This is a genomic window from Nocardiopsis sp. NPDC057823, assembly GCF_042797335.1.
Taxonomy (GTDB): Bacteria; Actinomycetota; Actinomycetes; order Streptosporangiales; family Streptosporangiaceae; genus Nocardiopsis; species Nocardiopsis changdeensis.
This window is the reverse complement of the sequence record NZ_JBHVLR010000022.1, coordinates 86,681-105,439: the sequence shown is the minus strand read 5'-3', so window position 1 is coordinate 105,439 and position 18,759 is coordinate 86,681. Positions and strand designations below refer to the sequence as shown.

Annotated in this window: 13 protein-coding genes; 6 read left to right on the top strand and 7 right to left on the bottom strand. The window is 76.9% G+C overall.

Annotation, left to right across the window (positions count from 1 at the left end; genetic code table 11):
• Positions 1-22: 22 nt before the first annotated feature.
• Positions 23-442: a YchJ family metal-binding protein gene (locus tag ACFVNO_RS27265; RefSeq protein ID WP_355265079.1), complete on the top strand. Its 420-nt coding sequence runs from the start codon at positions 23-25 to the stop codon at positions 440-442.
• A 4-nt stretch (positions 443-446) separates the two neighbouring features.
• Here ACFVNO_RS27265 and ACFVNO_RS27260 read toward each other — a convergent pair whose 3' ends face one another.
• Together ACFVNO_RS27260 and ACFVNO_RS27255 are read right to left on the bottom strand one after the other, a co-directional pair.
• The gene (locus ACFVNO_RS27260; RefSeq protein WP_378896755.1) at positions 447-1,835 is read right to left on the bottom strand and encodes a hypothetical protein; all 1,389 of its coding nucleotides are present in this window, start codon (positions 1,833-1,835) and stop codon (positions 447-449) included.
• Between the two features lie 194 nt (positions 1,836-2,029).
• Complete coding sequence (locus ACFVNO_RS27255) at positions 2,030-4,117, bottom strand: N-6 DNA methylase (RefSeq protein ID WP_378896753.1); 2,088 nt, start codon at positions 4,115-4,117, stop codon at positions 2,030-2,032.
• Between the two features lie 204 nt (positions 4,118-4,321).
• On the opposite strand from ACFVNO_RS27255, the gene ACFVNO_RS27250 reads away from it, so the two are divergent.
• On the top strand, positions 4,322-4,945 hold the full coding sequence (locus tag ACFVNO_RS27250) for a hypothetical protein (protein WP_355265070.1): 624 nt from the start codon (positions 4,322-4,324) through the stop codon (positions 4,943-4,945).
• Positions 4,946-5,109: 164 nt separating this feature from the next.
• Positions 5,110-7,155, top strand: coding sequence for a hypothetical protein (locus ACFVNO_RS27245; RefSeq protein ID WP_355265067.1), 2,046 nt, complete (start codon positions 5,110-5,112; stop codon positions 7,153-7,155).
• A 414-nt stretch (positions 7,156-7,569) separates the two neighbouring features.
• On the opposite strand, the gene ACFVNO_RS27240 is transcribed toward ACFVNO_RS27245, so the two are convergent.
• The gene (locus ACFVNO_RS27240; RefSeq protein ID WP_355265064.1) at positions 7,570-8,520 is read right to left on the bottom strand and encodes a hypothetical protein; all 951 of its coding nucleotides are present in this window, start codon (positions 8,518-8,520) and stop codon (positions 7,570-7,572) included.
• A gap of 297 nt (positions 8,521-8,817) precedes the next feature.
• Between ACFVNO_RS27240 and ACFVNO_RS27235 the strand changes: the two genes are divergently transcribed.
• Positions 8,818-9,414, top strand: coding sequence for a histidine phosphatase family protein (locus ACFVNO_RS27235; protein WP_355265061.1), 597 nt, complete (start codon positions 8,818-8,820; stop codon positions 9,412-9,414).
• Between the two features lie 617 nt (positions 9,415-10,031).
• On the opposite strand, the gene ACFVNO_RS27230 is transcribed toward ACFVNO_RS27235, so the two are convergent.
• Together ACFVNO_RS27230 and ACFVNO_RS27225 are read right to left on the bottom strand one after the other, a co-directional pair.
• Positions 10,032-11,177, bottom strand: a complete 1,146-nt coding sequence (locus ACFVNO_RS27230) for a hypothetical protein (RefSeq protein ID WP_220560400.1) — start codon at positions 11,175-11,177, stop codon at positions 10,032-10,034.
• 155 nt (positions 11,178-11,332) lie between these two features.
• Positions 11,333-13,552, bottom strand: coding sequence for a PD-(D/E)XK nuclease family protein (locus ACFVNO_RS27225; protein WP_378896746.1), 2,220 nt, complete (start codon positions 13,550-13,552; stop codon positions 11,333-11,335).
• A 333-nt stretch (positions 13,553-13,885) separates the two neighbouring features.
• Between ACFVNO_RS27225 and ACFVNO_RS27220 the strand changes: the two genes are divergently transcribed.
• Entirely contained in the window at positions 13,886-14,341 is a 456-nt protein-coding gene (locus ACFVNO_RS27220) for a GNAT family N-acetyltransferase (RefSeq protein WP_220565688.1), read from the top strand.
• Positions 14,342-14,376: 35 nt separating this feature from the next.
• Here the strand turns inward: ACFVNO_RS27220 and ACFVNO_RS27215 are convergent, their stop codons facing one another.
• The gene (locus tag ACFVNO_RS27215) at positions 14,377-15,966 is read right to left on the bottom strand and encodes a hypothetical protein (protein ID WP_378896744.1); all 1,590 of its coding nucleotides are present in this window, start codon (positions 15,964-15,966) and stop codon (positions 14,377-14,379) included.
• A gap of 107 nt (positions 15,967-16,073) precedes the next feature.
• Entirely contained in the window at positions 16,074-17,243 is a 1,170-nt protein-coding gene (locus ACFVNO_RS27210) for a CapA family protein (protein WP_355265051.1), read from the bottom strand.
• 278 nt (positions 17,244-17,521) lie between these two features.
• Here ACFVNO_RS27210 and ACFVNO_RS27205 point away from each other — a divergent pair, with 278 nt between their 5' ends.
• Positions 17,522-18,748, top strand: a complete 1,227-nt coding sequence (locus tag ACFVNO_RS27205) for an FxsB family cyclophane-forming radical SAM/SPASM peptide maturase (RefSeq protein WP_355265048.1) — start codon at positions 17,522-17,524, stop codon at positions 18,746-18,748.
• The last annotated feature ends 11 nt before the right edge of the window (positions 18,749-18,759 follow it).

Sequence of the window (18,759 nt, the reverse complement as noted above, 5' to 3'; positions counted from 1 at the left end):
CGCGGGGCGCCACAATGGGAGGATGTCGCAGCGCAGAACACCCACAGGTACCCGCCGCCCCCTGGACACCGACGCCTGCCCCTGCGGGGGCGGGGAGTACGGCTCCTGCTGCGGCCCGGCCCACCGTGGGGACCGGGCGGCCGCCACCGCCGAGGCGCTCATGCGTTCGCGCTACAGCGCGTTCGCCGTCGGGGACCGCGCCTACCTGGAGCGCACCTGGCACCCCGACACCCGGCCGGCCCGGGTGGAGGCCGGTCCGGGCACCGAGTGGACCGGGCTGGAGATCCTGGAGACCGGCGGCGGCACCCCCTTCCACACCGACGGCACGGTGCGGTTCCGCGCCCGCTACCGGGAGGGCGGCCGGACCGGGGAGATGGTGGAGCACAGCCGCTTCACACGCCTGGGCGGAGCGTGGGTCTACGTGGACGCGCTGCCCGCCTGAGCGGTCATCCCGGGCGGCGCAGGGCCCGGGCCAGGAAGGCGGCGGTGCGGGACCGGGCGGCCCGCTCGGGGTCGGGGTGGAGGCGGCCCAGCGCCTCCAGGACCTGCACGGTGTCGGGGTGGTCGGTGCGGCGCAGCCGGTCGACGTCGTCCAGGATCAGGGATTCCAGCCCGCCGGTGGCCGGGGAGGCGAGGAAGTCCGCCAGGCCGTCCTCCCCGGCGGACAGCGCGGCGGCGAGCATGTCCACGACCACCCACGGGCCGCGGCCCGCCATGATCCGGTCGATCTCGTCCTGGCGCAGCATCCGCGAGCCCAGCAGCACGATCGCCGCCAGGTGTGCCAGGGCCGGGCGGTCGCAGGTCAGCAGGGCGCGCAGCTGCGGGCCCAGGTGCGAGCTGGTCAGCTCCAGGACCGCGGCGCCCTCCCAGCGGCGCGGCTCCGCGCCGGGCCGGTCGACGGCCTCGCAGATCTCCCGCAGGGCGCGCGCCGGGGTGCGCGCGGCCAGCCAGGAGTCGATCGCGATGATCCGCCCGTCGGGGGAGAAGGACTGCAGCGAGTCGAGGAACGCGCCGGCCTCCACCCGGCCGACGTCGTCGACGAGAGGTGCGGGGACCCCCACCGACAGCAGGATCTGGCGTACCCCGTAGCGGCCCAGCGGGGTGAGCCGCACCAGGCACGGGCCGCCGCCCGGGCGGCGGTGGTCGAGGTGGACGGCCCCGGTCTCGGCCAGCTGGCACAGCATGTGCAGGAGCAGGTCGGGCAGGCGGCGGCGGATCCGCGCCGTCACCGGCACCGCTCCGGGGGCGGCCAGCAGCGCGGCGATCAGGTCGGTGAGGGGGACGCGGGAGCGGTCGGGCGCCTCGTACAGGGAGCGCAGTACCGGGGGCAGCAGGTCGGGGCCGGTGGTGCCGGGCTCGGTGGTGGTCAGGTCGCCGCGGGCGCCCTCGACGGCGGCCTCGAACATGTCGGTCCACCACAGCAGGATCTGTCTGGGGTCGCGGGCCCGCTCCTCCAGGTCGGGGGCGGGGCGGGCCTGTCCCGCGGCGAGTTCGACCATGCCCAGCCGGACCGCCTCCCACCAGGGCAGGGCGAAGGCGGGGGCGGGCGGGTCGGACGCCCGGTCGCCGTCCGGCCCGGGGGGTCCGCCCGGCGGGGGGTCGGCGGGCCGCAGGGAGAGGGTGCGCACGGCCTCGCGGATCAGCGGGGTGTCGGGGAACCCGCGCGCGGTGACCGGGACGGTGGGCCCCGTCCAGCGGGCCAGGGCCAGGGCGTTGGCGTACAGGGGGCAGTGCGAGGCGGCGAAGGCCAGCTGTGTGCGGGGATGCAGGCGCACCGGGCGGGCCGAGACCCGGGGCGGGTCCGGCGGGGGCGGGCGGTGAGAGGGCGTGTCCACTCCCGGATTCTCCTTACGAGGAGGGAACCGACGTCACCTTCTCTATCGCCCCGGGGCCGGGTCTCGGGCGGTTTTCCGTGACATCGGTCCGGAAAACCCGGCCGACGGGGGCGGCGAACCGCGCGTTCGGTGGGAAAAGGGGCAGGTCGGCCGGTCCCGCCGGGGGCGGTCGGCCCGCCCCGTCCCGGCCGGGGTCAGTGGGCGGGCGGGGCCGGGGCCCAGCGGCCCGCGATCAGGTCCACGCTGCGGTCGGCCAGGTCCTGGCCCAGGGCGTCCAGTTCGTGCAGGGCGTCGCGGAACCGCGCCACCTGCCGGAACATCTCCCCGTGGCGGCGCTGCTCCTCCACCGGAAGGACCGGGAGGCGCGTGCGTGCCGGGTCCACGCGCAGGCTGCCGCGCGTACTGCTGCCGACCCGGGCGATGGTGCGGCTCTCGGCGGTGCTGGTGACGAACCCGGCCAGGAACCACGGGTCGACCGCGCCCGGGTTGGTGCGCACCACGTACAGGCCCGGCCCCGGGTAGGCGCCCGCGTCGGCCGCGGTGGCGACCCGGGCCACCGGGCGGGCGGCCACCGCGGGGATGAGCACGTCGCCCTCCTGGACCGGGGGGTTGCGCATGGGGTCGGCGTCGACCTCCTCGGTGCCCGAGGCGGGGCGGCCCCGGGCGACGTCCTCGCCGGAGATCACCCGGGCGGTGGTCCGGGCGTCCCCGGTCCGGTGGTCCCGGTCGGTGCGGCGGGCGGCGGGGCGTCGGATCGTCACGGACCCGGCCTTGGCCAGCTCCGCCAGGGTGACCACCCGGGTGGGCTCGGCGCCGGGCTCCTCCCCGGGGGGCCGGGGCACCAGCGTGCGCAGGGCGCGCAGCGCGGACTCCACGCGGCGGCGGTCGCGGGCGAACGTCTCCAGGTCGACGGCGGCGCCGCGGGGGACGGGCAGGCGCGGGCGCGGGGTGAGGTCGACGTCCTCGTCCAGCAGGTCCACCACGTCCACGCCGCGGGCGACGCCGGGTTCCGCGACCGCGTCGGGGTCGGCGAGGAAGGCCCGCCACAGCCGGTCGACGCGGTCGACGACGGAGGCCTCGTCGGCGGGGGCGCCCGGGTCGTGGGGGGAGGTGTCGGCGAGCAGGACCGGCCCGGGGGCCCGCCCGGGTTCGGGGCGGCGCAGCACCCACAGCTGCAGGGGGACGGCGTAGTGGGCGGCCAGGCCCGGAGGCAGGGAGATGACGGCCCGGAACACGCCCGCGCGCAGCAGTTCGCGGCGGATGCGGCGCCCGGAGGGGCGGGCGGCGGCGCCGGGCGGCATCACCATCACGACGGAGCCGCCTGGGCGGGCCAGGGCCAGGCAGTGCTGGGCCCAGGCCAGGTCCGATTCCAGGCGCGGCGGGATCCCGTACACCCAGCGTTCGTCCTCGACGAGGTCCTCGGTGCCCCAGTTGCGTTCGCCGAAGGGCGGCGCGCACAGGACGGTGCCGGCGCCGCCGGCGGGCGGTGCCGGGGAGCGCAGGGCGTCGCCGACCACCAGGTGCAGGCGGTGGTCCAGCAGGCCGGCGAACCCGGCGCGCAGGGCGGCCAGCCGGGCGGAGGGGGCGTCCCGGTCCTGGCCGTGCAGGGGGGAGTGCCCGGCCCGGCCCGCGGCGAGCAGGAGTTCGCCGCGTCCGCACGCGGGGTCGGCGACGGCGCCGTCGCCGGCCGCGGGTCCGGCGAGGCGGACCATGAGGTCGGCCAGGGCGGGCGGCAGGGTGTGGGAGCCGGAGGGGGCGCGCTGGTCCAGGTGGGCCAGCAGGCGTTCGAAGGCCGTGGCGGGGCTGCTGCCGCGGGCGGCGCGCACGGCGGCGTCGGCCAGGACGGGCAGCTGGGCCCGGGGCGGCGAGTCGGGCCCGACCAGGTGCTCCAGGCCCGCATCGGCCAGGGACGCGGCGAACCCGGTGCGGGCGGCGTCGAACAGGGCGTCGGGGTCGGCGGCCCCGGCGGCGGGCGTGCCGTGGCGGTGCAGGTGCAGCAGCAGGATCCCGACCCAGGCCAGGGCGGACTCGGCGGGCATGGACGAGCGCAGGGAGTCCACCGCCTGCCACAGGCGCTGGTCGGGGTCGATGCTGGGGGCGCCGCGGTGGGCGGACAGCCAGCGTTCCACGGCGGCGAGGTCGAAGCGGGGGCTGCGGTCGGTGCCGCCGACCGGGCGCGGGAAGTCGTCGTGGCGCCGCCGCCAGTTGCTGACCGCTGTGGGTTTGACCCCGGCGATCCTGGCGATGTCGGCGGAGGTCACCTCCACGTCACCGGTGTCCATGAGGTGTCCCATCCACGCTGGCGAACGAACAGGGCACGAGTGTACACATGCGGTTCCGAACACCGGTCCGGGCACAGCCGAAAAGGTGGTTGGCCGGATTCACATCCGGTGCTCCGGGCGGGGGCGGGGACGGCGGCGGAGGCGTCGGTCCCGATTCGGACGAACACCCCGCACGGCGGCCCCGCGCGGTCTAGCTTCGTTTCCATGGCCGATGACACGATCGGGGCGTCCTACCCCGCAACGGTCCCCGCAGCCCTGGCGGAGACCCTGGAGAAACTCGATCTGCGCGAGGGGCTGCTCCGGGAGCTGCAGTGCTACCCGGAGGAGGCCGGCACCATCCTGGTGGAGACCGCCGAGCACCTGCTGCACGAGGGGGAGCGGGAGCAGGGGCTGCGGTTGCTGGAGGCCCTGCGCGACCACCCGCCGGCCCCCGAGGACGCCCAGTACGCCCTCATCGAGATCGCCCGCGACCTGCGCGAGCAGGGTCGGGGGACGGAGTCGGAGCGGATGGTGGAGGACCTGCTGCGCACCGGAGGGCTGCAGCCGGGCCCGGCCGGGCTGCTGGCCGACCTGTTCGAGGGCGACGGGGACCCGGTCCGGGCGCTGCACTGCTACAACATCGCGGCCCGGGAGCTGCTGGCCCACCCGGACGAGTCCCTGGCGGGGGCGAGCGTGTACGACATCGGCCCCCTGGTGGGGCGGGCCCGGCTGCGCGGCGAGGCCGGGCTGGAGCCGGACGGCCATGACCTGGTGGCGCTGGAGGCGGCCGGAAGGTTCTGGAGCGAGCGCCAGGGGGAGGCGTGGCCGCCCCCCGGACCGGGGGCCTGACGGCGCGGCCCCGGCCGCGGCGGCCCGCCCCGGCCGGGCCGATCGTGTGCCCGGAGCGGCCGCCCGACGGACCCCGGCGCCGCCCCACGGCGCCCGCCCGTGGCCTACGATGCTGTCCCTGAGGGTGCGTGCGGGCGCCCGGAGGTTTCTCTTTGGAGGGGTCCGTGGCCGTCGCACCGGGTTCGGGTGAGGGGCTCGTCCGCGTCGTCCCCGGGTCGCCGCTGGACGCCGCGCTGCCGATGGAGGGCGGGCGGGGCCGCCTGGCGGTGCGCGACGGCGTCGAGGGCGTCCTGCACTGCGCCCTGGTGATGGAGGACGTGCGGCTCACCGCCTCCGAACGCGTCGGCCTGGGCTGGCTGCTGCGCGAGCACCAGGAGTTCACGGCCTCCTCCTTCGTGCCCGGGGACGGTGCCGGGTTCGCGGAGCTGTGCGCCGGGCTGCGCGAGGGCGGCCCCGGCTGCGGGGTGGTCCTGGGCCTGCCCGGCGAGGGCCGCACCGCCACCGCGGTGGCCGCCCTGTCCCGGGCCGGGCTGGTGGTGCGGCCGCTGATGGCCGACACCGACGAGGACGACCCCTTCCAGGGGGTGTGGCCCGAGGAGGGGCGCGGCTACCTGGTGGACGTGTCCGGGGCCGGGCCGCTGCCGGACGCGTTCCTGCGCGCGCTGGGCGGCTTCGCCGGAGTCGCCGCCCACGGCGGGGCGGCCCTGGTGGTGGTCGCAGAGCCCGGGCAGTGGGACGCCGCCCCCGTCCCGGGGGCCGTGCACCTGCGGGTCCGGCCGCCCGAACGGCGGGAGGTGCTGGCCGCGCACCTGGGGTGCCTGCTGGGCGACCGCCACCGGGCGGCGCGCTGGGCGCGCGAGCTCGACGGGCGCGGGATGCTGCGCGGCGCGACCCCGGGGGAGGCGGCCGCCCTGGCCAGGAGCGCGCACGCCGTGCTCACCGGCCGCGAGCGCGGGGCGGGCGAACAGGAGCAGATCGCCCTGATCCGCGAACGGCACCGGGGCAGCGGCGAGGTCGCCGCCTGGTTCGCCGGCGCCACCGGCCCCGACGGGGTGTGGAGCCGGGTGGTGGTCGCGGCGCTGGCCGTCCTGGAGGGGGAGCCGGTCGAGGCCGCCCTGGCGGGCGCCCGTGGCCTGGCCGGGGAACTGGGGGTGGAGCCCCGGGAGACCGACGGCATCGCCGGGGCCGGCGTCGGGCCGACCCTGGAGCGCGTGGGGGCCCGGCGCACCGCCGCCGGAGAGGTGCTCTTCGAGCGGGAGGACCGCGCCGACGGGGTGCTGGAGCACCTGTGGGCCGAGCACCCGGGCGTGCGGTCGGCCCTGGTGCGGTGGGCGGCCGCCGAGGCGGTGCGCCGCGGCGGGGAGACCGCGCACCGGATCGGGGCCCGGCTGTTCTCGCTGTTCGACCGGTGCGACGCCCCGGCCGCGCTGGTGGGCCTGTTCGACGCCTGGGTGGGCGAGCCGGACCTGGTGGACGCGGTGGTGGCGCTGTCCTCGGCGGCCCTGGTGCACCCCCGGTTCGCGCGGGCGCTGCGCGAGCGCCTGTACGAGGAGGCCCGGGCGCCCGCATCGGTGGTCACGGCCCGCGTGGTGGCGCGGGTGTGCGCCGAGTACGGCAAGGCCGACCCGGTGGGCGCGCTGACCCGGCTGAAGTGGCTGGTGGAGGTGGACGAGGACGCCGAGGCCGCGCTGGGGGAGCTGGCCCGCCACGAGGGCCTGCACCCGGCTCTGGTGCGGGCGGCGCTGGAGTGGATCGGCGGCGCGCTGCCCTGGAACACCCAGGCGACCTCGCCGGTGCGGGCCGACGCCGGGGTGCGCCTGCTGGAGGGCCTGATGGCGGCCGAGGCCGATGGTGTGCCGGTGCTGCTGGCCCGGCACCTGCGCGAACCCGGCGAGGAGGGGGAGCGGCTGCTGGGCCCGGCCTGGTACGCGCTGCTGGAGTTCGGGGCGCACGAGCGGGTGCGCGGCGCCCTGAGGCCGTGGCTGCGGGCGGCGCTGGCCGACGCCGCCGGGTTCGACGAGGTGGTGTACACGCTGGGGTGCGCGGTGGCCGGGCTGGCCGGCGCGGAACCGGACGCGGTGGCGCGCCGGTCGGCACGCCTGGACCGGGCGCTGTCCGAGGCGTGCGCACGGGAGGGGCTGGAGCCGACCGAGGGCGAGCGGCTGCGGGAGGCCCTGGGGCTGGCCCCGGCCCGGGACCGTACCGCCTGACCCCCGTTCTGGCGCGGGGTCGCGGCACCTGCCCTCCGCCCCGGGCCAGGGCCGTGCGGCCTGACCCCTGCCCCCAGCTGGAGCCGCGGCGCCTGACTCCCGACCAGAACTGGAACCGCGGCGCCTGGCTCCCGCCCCGGGCCGGGACCGCAGCGCCTGGCTCCCGCCCTGGCCCGGGACCACGCCGCCTGACTCCTGCCCTGGCGCGGGGCCGTACCGTCTGATCTCCTCCCCGGCGCGGAGCCGAGGCGGGACCGGGCCCAAGGGCGGGGCGGTGCCCGGCGCGGCCGCCGACGGCGTTCCGGCTCGGGGCCGTGCCTTCTGCGGCCCGTACGGCGGCCCCCGGTCGCCGCGCCCGGGCGGCACGGGGCGTGGCGAGGCCCTGCGCCCGGGGGCGCGGCCGGCCCGTACGGGTCAGTCGGGCAGCAGGGCCCCGGCGGCGGGCGGGGTCGGGTCGGCCCACGGCAGCGGGGCCTCGGCGGCGACCTCGCGCATGCGCCGGTAGGCCGCGTCGTCGGAGGGGCGCGGCGCCCCGTCCTCGGCCAGCAGGTGGGTCAGCGGCGGGGCCGTACCGCCGTCGTCCAGGACCACCGTCTTCTGCCGGGCGCCGTCGCGCAGGGTCAGCCGCACCTCGGTGACGTTGTCCGCGCTGCGCAGGTGGAACAGCCCGGCCAGGTCCACCCGGCGGGCCAGGATCTGCTCGGTCAGCGGGGCGGGCAGGTGGCGCTGCCCCGACGGCGGGGTCAGGACGTGCCGGAAGGTCCCCATCGGCCGGGGGTCCTCCAGGTTGAACAGGTCCGCGCCGCGGGTGACCTCCACGACCTCCACCTTCACGGCGTGGGCGCCCTCCAGGAACCTGCGGTAGGCGGCCGAGTCCGACAGCGGGGCGCAGCGCAGCGACAGGCGCCCGCCCAGCCGGGCGTCCACGCACCGCTTGAGGTGGTCCAGCAGGATGGTCCCGGCGCCGCGGCCCTGGTGGCGCTCGGTCATCGCCAGGGCGTGCGCGCCGCCCCGGGGCACCACCAGCAGGGCGCGCAGGTGGGTGGTGGCGGCCTCCTGCGCCCCGTAGTGGTAGGGGTCCCGGTCCTCGGCGACGCTGCGGATGGTGCCCGGGGTGCCGAACCTGCCGTAGTCCAGCCGGATCTCGATCTCGCGGTCGCCGGTCCGGCGGTGGTCGCCCACCGACAGGTGGGAGCGGCGCTCGGGGTCGGTCACCGGTCTCTCCTGCAGTTCGCGCACGGCGCCGTGGAGGAGGTCGAGCAGGTCGGTCCCCTCGTCGTCGAGGCGGTCCACCGGAGGGTGGTCGTCCGGGCGTCCGGGCGGGGCCGCCCACAGCCGGTAAGCAGCGAAACCGTGAGTGGCCACGCATGTCCTTCACGTCGTCGGTCCGGGTGCGCGGCCCGGGCGGGCGGCGCGGAACACCAGGGTAATGGGGGTGCGGCGGTGGTGCGCCGAGTGCCGCGGCCGGGGACGCGGCCGGAGGCCGGCCGGGGCGTCCGTGTCACCGTGCGCCCCCGTGGACGCGGCACGGCGGGCCCGCCTCCCGGACGAACGCGGTGCGCGGGGCGGGGACGCGTGCCCGGGGTGCTCGGTGGACCGTTGCGCCGGTGTCGAAGGGGAACGGGCGGAGTGCCGAGGGCGGGGCGGGGCACAACACCGACCATGGGTGTATTGGTACTGGTCAGGCACGGACAGACCGAGTGGAGCAAGGGGCATCGGCACACCGGCCTCACGGATGTTCCACTGACGCGGGAGGGGGAGCGGCAGGCCGAGGCGCTGCGGCCGCTGCTGGCGGACCGCGGGATCGGGCGGGTGATCACCAGCCCGCTGAGCCGGGCGGCGCGCACCGCCGAACTCGCCGGTCTGACCGTGACGCGGACCGATCCCGACCTGCGGGAGTGGGACTACGGCGGATACGAGGGGGTGACCACCGAGGAGATCCGCCGGGAACGGCCCGGCTGGTACCTGTGGCGTGACGGGGTGGTCCCGGGCGATACCGGGCACCCCGGCGAGCAGGTGGAGGAGGTGGCGGCGCGGGTCGACCGGGTGCTGGCCCCGCTGGCCGCGGAGGTGGGGGACCCGGGGGTGGCGGACACGGCACTGGTGGCGCACGGCCACGTACTGCGGGTGCTCACGGCGCGGTGGCTGGGGCTGGAGGGCCGGGAGGGGGCGCTGTTCCGGCTGGGGACCGGGGCGGTGTGCACGCTGGACCGGGAACACGGTCGGCCGGTGATCTCCTCCTGGAACCTGGTGCCGTGACGGCCCGGGGCCGGGGATCGGGGACGTGCGGAGGGGCGCGCCCGGGGACCGGAGCGGGGGAGGGACGGATCTCCCACCGACGGTCAGGACCGGACGGACTGGGCGCCGGGGGTGGCCGTTGGCCTGGCGCCGCGTTCCCCGGTGAAGGGGTGGTCCTGTCAGGGGTGAGCAGGGGAAACTCGGGGCTCGACGGACCGGAATCGACGCCCGCCTCGTGGCGGGGTCGGTCGTTTCTTTTGACGTGAGGTCTATGCCACCGGTTCCTCAGGGGCCACATGAGGCCACTCTGGAACCTTTTGCCTCAACCCGTGCGAGACGGGGACGGCCGGGCCTCCTCATGAACAGGGGACATGGAGGAGACCCGACCGCCGAAGCCCCTTCTCCAGATGAGAGGGGCGGTATCCGCCGGTGGTTCCCCGGGGGCCGGGGGAGGCCGGGAACACGCGGCGAAGGCATGCGGACACGCAGGGTGCACCGCCGGTGGCAGGGTCTTCCATGAACGGAGGTCACGGAGGACCCCGCCACCTCGGCCCGCCGTCCGCGCGGGGGCTGCCGGAGGGCGGGCCGACGGTGGCGGCGGCACCGGAGGTGCGGGGTGCCGCCGCTAGGGGAAGGGTCTAGGCGGCGTTCTCGCGGTCGAGCGCCGCGCCCGGTCTGAGGCCGAAGGGCACGCCGAAGCCGGTGAGCCGGCCCGTGCGCTCCAGGCGGTCGAAGATCTCCTGGGTGACGTCGTGGTCGGGGGCCGACCGGGGCGGCCACCCGAAGTGCTCGGCCACGGTGGACCAGCTCGGTCCGTGCCCGTGGTCGGAGCGGTACCGGGCCACCCAGTCGACCACCTCGGCCGCGCGCCCGCCCAGCAGCGCGTCGGCGCGCTCGGACACCGGGGTGTCCAGCGGCGTCGTCGCCGGGGAGGTCCGCGGCGGGGTCGGCGGCGGCGGGGCCAGGGGTGCCAGCCAGGCGGTGGTCTCGCCCAGCTCCGCCTCGATGACCGCGCCGTCGTCGCGGACCGACACGATCCACTCGATGCGCTCCAGCCACTCCAGCAGCTCGGTGAGCTCGTCGGGGCCCGACAGCGCGCACGCCACGGTGACCTCCACCCGGGGGACCCGGATGCGGCCGCCGGGCAGGGCGCGCGACGCCAGGTAGGCGCCGGTCAGACGGAGCCGGTTGGGCTTCTTGCGCATCTTCTTGTGCCCCATCGCCCGGCCCACCCAGCCCGAGGCGCGCGAACGCACGCCCTGGCCGATGTTCCAGGGATTGCCCTGGAGGTCGGGCAGGTCGCACAGCGCCGGGTCGGAGGGGTGGGACTCGATCACCCGCTCGGGGGTGGTGACCAGCCAGCCCGAGGCGATCAGGTCGCCGAGCGAGGCGCGCGGGTCCTCCAGGCGCAGGATCCGCATGTCCTGTCCGAGCAGGTAGACCGCTCCGCGGATCGCCCCCCGCAGGGCGCAGACCAGGGCGAGGTAGCGGCTGTCGGGGTCGCCGCCCACCTGCTTGGCGGCGACGTAGGCCCATACCTCCCGCAGGAACTCCATCTTGTGCAGGGTGATGGGCAGGTCCCGGTTGGGGTGCGGGGTCGGCGGGGGCGGCCCCTCCCGGCGCCTGGGCGGCTTGGGCGGCCAACCCGGAGGGTTGACCACACCCTGCTCGTGGCAGCGGACGCACTCCATCGCCGCGGCCAGGTCCGGATTGGGCCTGTGGAACCGTGGTCGCCGGACCTGACCGGCGGGGGCCGTCCCCGGGGTCCCGTTGTGCTGCGTCATGGCAAGGAGACTAGCGGTACCGGTCCCGCGGGGAGCGGTTGTCGGAGGGAATCCCGGGGGCGACCCGTAATCCGAATAACCCTCCCGCGGAGCCGCGGGATCCGGTATAGGGCGCCGCGGGGGCGCCGGTCGCGGTGGTGGCGCGCGGGGCCGGGTCACGGGGAGGCGCCCTCCCCCTGCGGACACCACCCCCGGTAGGGGCAGGTCCGGCAGGCCGGTCCGGGCACGGGGGCGTAAACCCGGTCGCGGTGCCAGGGGGCGACCAGCGCGCGGACGGTGCGCTCGGCGGCCGCCAGGACCTGCGGCGAGGCCGGGTCCATGGTGTCGACGCGGGCGCCGTCGGGGCCGAGGACCTCCACCTCCACCGCCGGTTCGGGGCCGGCGGCGATCACCCCGGAGGCGAAGAACAGCACCCCCAGGGCGGCGCGCGGGTCCTGCGCGAAGAGCGCGGGGCCGGTCGCCCCGGGCGGTCCCTCCTCGGAGATCAGGACGCTGCGGTGGACCCAGGAGCCGCGCCGGTGGTGCAGGACGTCGGTGCGGTACACCACCAGCACGTCGGCCTCGGTGTCGTCGGCGGTCAGGGTGGGCCCGGAACGCACGTGGTCGCCCGCGGGCAGGTCGCGCAGCGGGCACACGGGGATGTGCGCGGCGAGCAGGGCGGCGGCCCGCCGGGCCCGCGCGCCGAACAGCCGCCGTCCGGCGCACGCCCACCGCGCGGGGTCCACCGGCAGGTCGGCGGGCTCGCAGGCCCGTCGCGGCAGCCGTTCGTGCGCCCGCTCCAACCAGGCCCGCACCGCCCCCGCCACCACCCCGTCCCCGGGCCCGCCCGGCGGCGGGCCGCCGCCGGACCCACCGCCCGCGCCTGGACGCTCGGCCCCCGCGGCCCGAGAGGGAACGCGCTCCCCGGGCTCCCCGCCACCGGCCCGCCCCGGGACCGCCGGCGCCACGTCCTCGCCATGCGGGGCGGGCACACCGTGCGGGAGGTCCTCGGCGCGCAGGGCGGAAACGTTGCGCGGAACGGCCTCATCGCGCTGGCCGGGTACGCCGCATGGGGCGGGTATGCCGCGCGGTGCGACCTTCTCGTGTGGGGCGGGCGTGCCGCGCTGGATGTCCTCGTCGTGCGGGGCGGGGGCTCCGTATGGGACGGGTGTACCGCGGGGTGCGTCCTCGCTGCGTGGGGTGGTCTCGCTGTGCGGGGCGGGCACCCCGCGTGGGGCGGGTTCGCTGTGAGGGACGGCTATGCCGCGAAGGGCGGGAACCGCACCCTCGGGCACGGGGCCGGCTTCCCGCGCGCCCGGGCGGTGGGCGGGGCTTCCGGACGGGCCGGTTGCTCCGGGCATGCCGGACGCGGCGGCGGCACGGGGGGCGGGCCCGGCGCCTCCTGGTGCGGGCGGCGGCGCCGGTGGCCGGAGGCCGGTGGGGGCTGAGGGAAGGCCCAGGGCGCGGAAGTGGGCGCGGGCCGGGCAGAGGGCGTGCTCGCGGGTGGTGGCCGGGGACCAGGAGCGGCGTTCGCCGCCCGGTCCCAGGCCCAGCAGCCCCGGGGCGCGGGGCAGGCGGCCGCAGCCGCTGCGGACGGCGCAGGCCAGGCAGTCCGCCCCCGGGGCGCGGGCCCCGCCGACCAGGGCGGAGCGCAGCCCCTCGCGGCCCCGGGCGACGAACAGCGCCTCGGAGTCGGCGGCGGTGCCGTCGAACCGGACCTCCGTGGCGCCGTCCAGGCACGACACGCGGATCACCCGCACCCGCTCCGGCGGGTCGTCGCGGCGGCGCATCGGGTACGGGGCGCCGCCGTGGAAGCGCTCCGGGGCCGCGGCGTAGGCCTCCCGGTCGACCGGTGCCCCCGTGGCCAGCACGTACGCGGCGACCGCGAGCCCCGCGTCGGCGGGCGCCCGGCGCAGTCGGCCCGGCACCGGCACCCACAGTTCGCGGACCGCGCCGAGGGTGTAGCAGCGGCCGGTGGCGCGCACCTCGTACGGGCGGCGGTGCCGGGCCCCGCGTTCGGGCATGTACTGGCGCACCCGGAAGTCGGGGACGGGGGTGCGCCCCGCGGTCGCCGCCAGGTGGGTGCGGGCGGCGTGGCGCACCCACCGGCGCACCCCCTCGTGCACGGGCGGCACCCGCTCGCCCAGCACGGTGACCGGCGGACGCCCCGGCGGCGGCGGATGGGCGCAGGCCCGCTCCAGCGACCAGCCCCGGTGCTCGACCAGGTCCAGGACGGCGTGCAGGACGGCCGCGGGCACCTCCCGCGGCCGGTGGCGGGCTGGGCCCAGGGAGAGGTCCGCCCGCACCCGGCGGTGCGCCGGGCAGCCGCCGAGGGGGAGGACGGCGGTGTCGCTGAGGAGGCGGACGACGGGAGGGTGACCGGTGTCGGTGGTCATGTGCGGCACCTTCCGGAGGGCTTCTCCCCAAAGGGTGGCACGGACGGCGGGATCGTGCCGGGGGCCTGTGGACAACCCTTCCGGCCGCTGCGGCCGGGGGTTCCGCGCGGCCCGTCCCCGAACGCGCTCCGTGACGGCCGCGGCCCGGCGCCGGGCTCGGATCCGCTGTTCGGAGGGGGCGGCACGGCCGATCCGAGGAGGGGATGAACCCACGTAAAAAGTCACTCACGGTGACGTTTTCGACGCCTTGGGAGGCGCGGCGAACCCACACGCCGCCCCCTCCGATCATGTTGAATGTCGACCATGATCGTGCGTCGAGTACTTCCCGATGAGATGAGCGCCGTCAGCGAGCTGCGGGTGATCGCCTATACGGCCGACGGACTGTTGGATGTCAACCCGGTCTACGTCGAGACGCTGCGGCTGCTGGGCACCGACGGTGAGGGCGAGGTCCTGGTCGCCGAGGACGGCGGTCGCCTGCTGGGGACGATCATGTTCGAGCCCTGGTCCCCGCGCAGCGAGATCGCCCGGGGCGCGGACGAGGCGGAGGTGCGCGCGTTCGCGGTCGCGCCCCAGGCCCGGGGCCGCGGGGTGGGCCGCGCCCTGGTCAACGCGCTGGTGGAGCGGGCCCGCGAGGAGGGCGTCTCCCGGCTGCTGCTGTCCACCCAGCCGCAGATGCTCTCGGCCCAGTACGTCTACCGGGCGCGCGGGTTCGTCCGGGTGCCCGAGCGCGACTGGTCCCCGCTGCCCGACGTCACGCTGCTCACCTACGAGCTGGTGATCAAGGACTGAGGTCGGGGCCGGGCCGCCCGCCCGCGGCCCGGCGGTCAGCCCGCGCGGACCCGGCGGGCCGCCCGGGCCAGGTCCAGCCCCAGCTCCCCGTCGGCCAGGCGGTCCAGGACGCCGTCGGCGGCCGGATGCCCGGACGCGCGCACCGAGCGGACGAACCGGGTGGCGTGCGGGGCCAGCCGCTCCCGATCGCCGGCGGGCAGCGGGAGCCCCGCCTCGGCGAGCGCGGCGTAGTCGTCCAGCAGGGCCCACGCGGTGACCGGCGAGGTCGGCGGTTCGGGGGTGCCCGGCCGCAGCCGCCGCACCCACCCGCCGAGCACCGGGTGGTTCAGGTGGGCGCGCAGGGCGACCTCCGGGTCCGCGCCGCGCTCGGCCAGCAGCGCGAAGACCTTCCTGCGCCGGTGCCAGGCCCGGGGCTCGGTGCAGGCCTGGAGCAGTTCCCCGGCGACGGCGCCGATGTCGCGGTCCCGGGCCCACCGGTCCAACAGCCCGTCGGTGTCCACCGGGCGGCCCTCCTCCAGCAGGGCCAGCACCTCGCGGACGCCCATGTCGGAGATGGCGCGGGTCACCCGCACGGCGGCGCCCGCGCGCTGCAGCTGGCGCACCATGAAGTGGTCGCCCAGCCGCGCGATGCGGAACCGCCCGCCGGCGCGGTGCACCGCGTCCAGCTCGGCCAGTACCTCCAGGGCCGCGCGCACCCGCTCGGGACCGGCCCCGCCCCGCCCGCGGTAGGCGGCGGCCACCTCGGCGGCGGTGCGCTCGCGGCCCGACAGGAACAGGTCGGTGAGCGCCAGCAGAGCGGCGGTGCCGTGCTCGGCGGCCATCGCGGGCAGTGCGTCGGCCCAGGCGTCGGCGACCGCCCCGGGCACCCCCGAGGACCAGGCGTAGGCGGCGCGCCCGGTGAGCACCCGGGTGTAGGTGGTGCGCAGCAGCCGGGCGGCGCGGGCCACGCAGAACAGGTGGTCGACGTCGGCCGGCGTCGTCTCCAGGTGGGCGGCGGCCGCCAGTACGTCCTCGGCGCACAGGGCGTCGCGGCCCCCGGGGTCGGGGCGCAGCACCCTGCCCCGGTCGACCCACACGGTCAGGCGGGCGGCGTCGGCCAGGGTGCGGCAGCGGCGGGCGGCGTCGTCCAGGTCCCCGGGCTCCGCGGGGGTGACCGGGCGCGGCGGCGCCTCCTCGAACCGGTCCGCCAGCACCGGTGCGGCCGCCGGGACGGCGGCGGGGGCGGTGTCGGAGCACGGGTCCAGGTCGGCCTCCTCGACGGCGGCCCGCAGCCGCCGCGGGCTCTCGTCGGAGAGCAGGCCGCCCTGGTCGACCAGGTGGTCGCACCAGGTCAGCCAGGTCGAGCGCAGCACCTCGGCGCCCCCGTCCGACCCGTCGGCGCCGCGCAGGCCGTCGAGGGGCAGGGCCCCGGCGCGCACCGCGCGCGCCACCTCCCGGACGTCGTCGACGCACCAGTCCCCGGGCTCGGGCGCCCCGAGGTCCCGGTGGGCGGTGAGCAGCAGGGCCAGGGCGCCGGGGTCCGGGGCGGGTCCGGTGTCGGCGTCCTCCGCCCAGTCGAGGCAGGCCCGCACCGCGGAGGCGACGCCCTGGGTCATCGCCCCCTCACCGAAAGTGGTGGTACTCACGGCTTCAGACTAGCCGTGCGCGGAACCCGCGGGGCCGGGAACCCCGAAAACGCACCAGGTCCGGGCACCGGTCACCCGCACAGGGCGCGTGGACCCGGGGCCCGCGCTCACCCCGCCATGGAGAAGCCCGGGTCGCCGCTCACCCCCAGGCCGTCGACGTACCCGGTGATCCGCTCCACCGCCGCCCGGTACACCTCCCGTTCGTGCCCGGGCAGGTCGGGCGAGGCCAGCTCGTCGGCCAGGTCCACCACGCGCAGCGGCTCCAGGGCGACCCAGGTCGGCCGCATCTCCAGCGCGGACGACTCCCAGACCCCGGGCTCCACCTCGGTGAACTCCACCCGGGCCAGCACGCCTTCGCGGCGCGAGTCGATGGGCGGGGACGACTGCCCGGCGACCTGGTTGCCCAGCCCGTAGACCACCCATTCGCCGCCGATCCGCTCCGCCGACTGCACCACGTGCGCGTGGTGGCCCAGGATCAGGTCGATGTCGGGGGAGGCGATCAGGTCGGACAGTCCCAGCTGGAACCCGTCGGCCTCGTGCGCGTACTCGGTGCCCCAGTGCATCGACAGCACCACGATCTGCGCGCCCAGCTCCCGGGCCAGCGCCGCCTCGGCGCGGATGGCCTCCTCGTCGATGAGGTCGGCCATCCACTCCTTGCCCTCCGGCGGCAGGAACCCGTTGAAGCCGTAGGTGTAGGACAGGTGCGCGACCGGTACCGGGTCGCCCCCGTCGGCGGGTTCGACCCGATAGATCCGCGGATCCCGCGACTCCTGCTCGGTGCGGGCGCTGCCCGCCGCGCCCAGCCCGGCCGCCTCCAGGGCGTCCAGGGTGCGGACCACTCCGGCCTCGCCGTTGTCCAGGGTGTGGTTGGAGGCGGTCGAGCAGCCGTCGTAACCGGAGTCGGCGAGCCCCTGGGCGACCTGCGGGGGCGCGCTGAACACGGGGTATCCGCTGAAGGGCCCCTCCTCCGGGGCCAGGGGCACCTCCAGGTGGCACAGGGCCAGGTCGGCGCCCTCCAGGGCGGGGAAGATGCCGGAGAAGAGCGGGGCGAAGTCGAACTCGCCGCCCCCGTCCTGCCGGGCCTGCTCCCAGACCGAGGCGTGCACCAGTACGTCGCCGCCGCCGATCACGCTCAGGGTGCGGGGGACGTGCGCGGTGGGGGAGGGGCCCGGCGGGGCCGCGCCGGCGGTGTTCTCCACCCGGGGGGCGGAGCAGGCGGTCGGGGCCAGGGTCGCCGCGGTCAGCAGGGACAGGATGCGCAGGCCGGTCCGGGTCATCGTCCCACGGTAGGAACGAAGTGGGTGATAAGGGTGGTCAGCGGTGTCATCGGTGGCAAAGGGATAAAACGCCTTTTAACGTGATGAAACCGTTCCAAGGAAGCAGAAAGGCGAACGCTCTCCTTTCATGTCCCCTCCGGTGTAGGGATGCGGGCGAGGACGGATCATCCGATGGCACCGTCCGAGAGCAAGGTTTGACCCCGCTCGCATATGAGCACATAGGAATGGGAATCGGTCCCGTTCCCCCTTTAGTGTGCTTTCGCCCCAGGAGGACACTCGTGACCGACGACCCCGTCACGACAGCCCGTCCCCACCAGGAGGAATGGCCCGCCGGGCTGGACGTGCAGGACCTGCTCGCCCAGGGATGGCGCCCCACACCCTTCCTCCAGTTCATCCTCAAGGTCCACAGCCGCTGCAACCTCGCCTGCGACTACTGCTACATGTACGAGATGGCAGACCAGGGGTGGCGCCGCCAACCCCGGCGGATGGCCCGGCCGATCGTCGACAGGGTCGCCGAACGCATCGCCGAGCACGCCCGCGCCTACGGCCGCTCCCGGGTGGACGTCATCCTCCACGGCGGCGAACCCCTGCTGGCCGGGGTGGACCACCTCCGCTACGTCGCCGACGCCCTGCACAAGACCTGCGACCCCGACGTGCACGTGTCCCTGCGCCTGCAGACCAACGGCGTCCTCATCGACGACGCCTTCCTCGACCTGTTCGAGGAGGAGGGGATCCGTGTCGGCGTCAGCATCGACGGCGCCGAGGAGGACCACGACCGCCACCGCCGACGCGCCAACGGACGCGGTACCCATGCCGAGGTCAGGGCAGGGCTGGAGCGCCTCAACGGTCGCCGCCTGCTCTCCGGGCTGCTCGCCACCGTCGACCTGGAGTCCGACCCCGTCACGACCTACGAGGCACTGCTGGAGTTCGACCCGCCCGGTGTCGACTTCCTGCTGCCCCACGGCACCTGGGACGCGCCGCCCCCGGGGCTGACGGGGGAGGGCACCCCCTACGGCGACTGGCTGGTCGCCGTCTTCGACCGCTGGTACGGGGCACCCGTGCGGGAGACCGACATCCGCCTGTTCACCGAGATCATCCGACTCGTCCTGGGCTCCCACTCGCGCACGGAGACCATCGGCCTGTCCCCGGCCGCCATGGCGGTGATCGAGACCGATGGGTCGATCGAACAGGTCGACACCCTCAAGGCCGTGGCCGAGGGGGCTGCCGCCACCTCCTTCCACACCCTCACCCACAGCTTCGCCGAAGCCTTGTACTCACCGGGCATCGTCGCCCGGCAGATCGGCCTGCGCGCCCTGAGCGCCACCTGCACGGCCTGTCCCCTGGTCCGGGTGTGCGGCGGGGGCCTGTACACGCACCGCTACCGGAGCGGCAGCGGCTTCCGCAACCCGTCCGTGTACTGCGCGGACCTGGCACGCCTGATCACCCATGTCCACCGCGCCGTGGCCGCCGACGTGGCCCGCATCCGGGAAGAGGAGGCGGTCTGATCCGCCCCCTT

Coding starts and splice junctions, on each gene's coding strand:
- ACFVNO_RS27265 (WP_355265079.1), top strand. CDS start 23: ATGTCGCAGCGCAGAACACCCACAGGTACCCGCCGCCCCCTGGACACC.
- ACFVNO_RS27255 (WP_378896753.1), bottom strand. CDS start 4,117: ATGGACACCGGTGACGTGGAGGTGACCTCCGCCGACATCGCCAGGATC.
- ACFVNO_RS27250 (WP_355265070.1), top strand. CDS start 4,322: ATGGCCGATGACACGATCGGGGCGTCCTACCCCGCAACGGTCCCCGCA.
- ACFVNO_RS27235 (WP_355265061.1), top strand. CDS start 8,818: ATGGGTGTATTGGTACTGGTCAGGCACGGACAGACCGAGTGGAGCAAG.
- ACFVNO_RS27230 (WP_220560400.1), bottom strand. CDS start 11,177: ATGACGCAGCACAACGGGACCCCGGGGACGGCCCCCGCCGGTCAGGTC.
- ACFVNO_RS27225 (WP_378896746.1), bottom strand. CDS start 13,552: ATGACCACCGACACCGGTCACCCTCCCGTCGTCCGCCTCCTCAGCGAC.
- ACFVNO_RS27220 (WP_220565688.1), top strand. CDS start 13,886: ATGAGCGCCGTCAGCGAGCTGCGGGTGATCGCCTATACGGCCGACGGA.
- ACFVNO_RS27210 (WP_355265051.1), bottom strand. CDS start 17,243: ATGACCCGGACCGGCCTGCGCATCCTGTCCCTGCTGACCGCGGCGACC.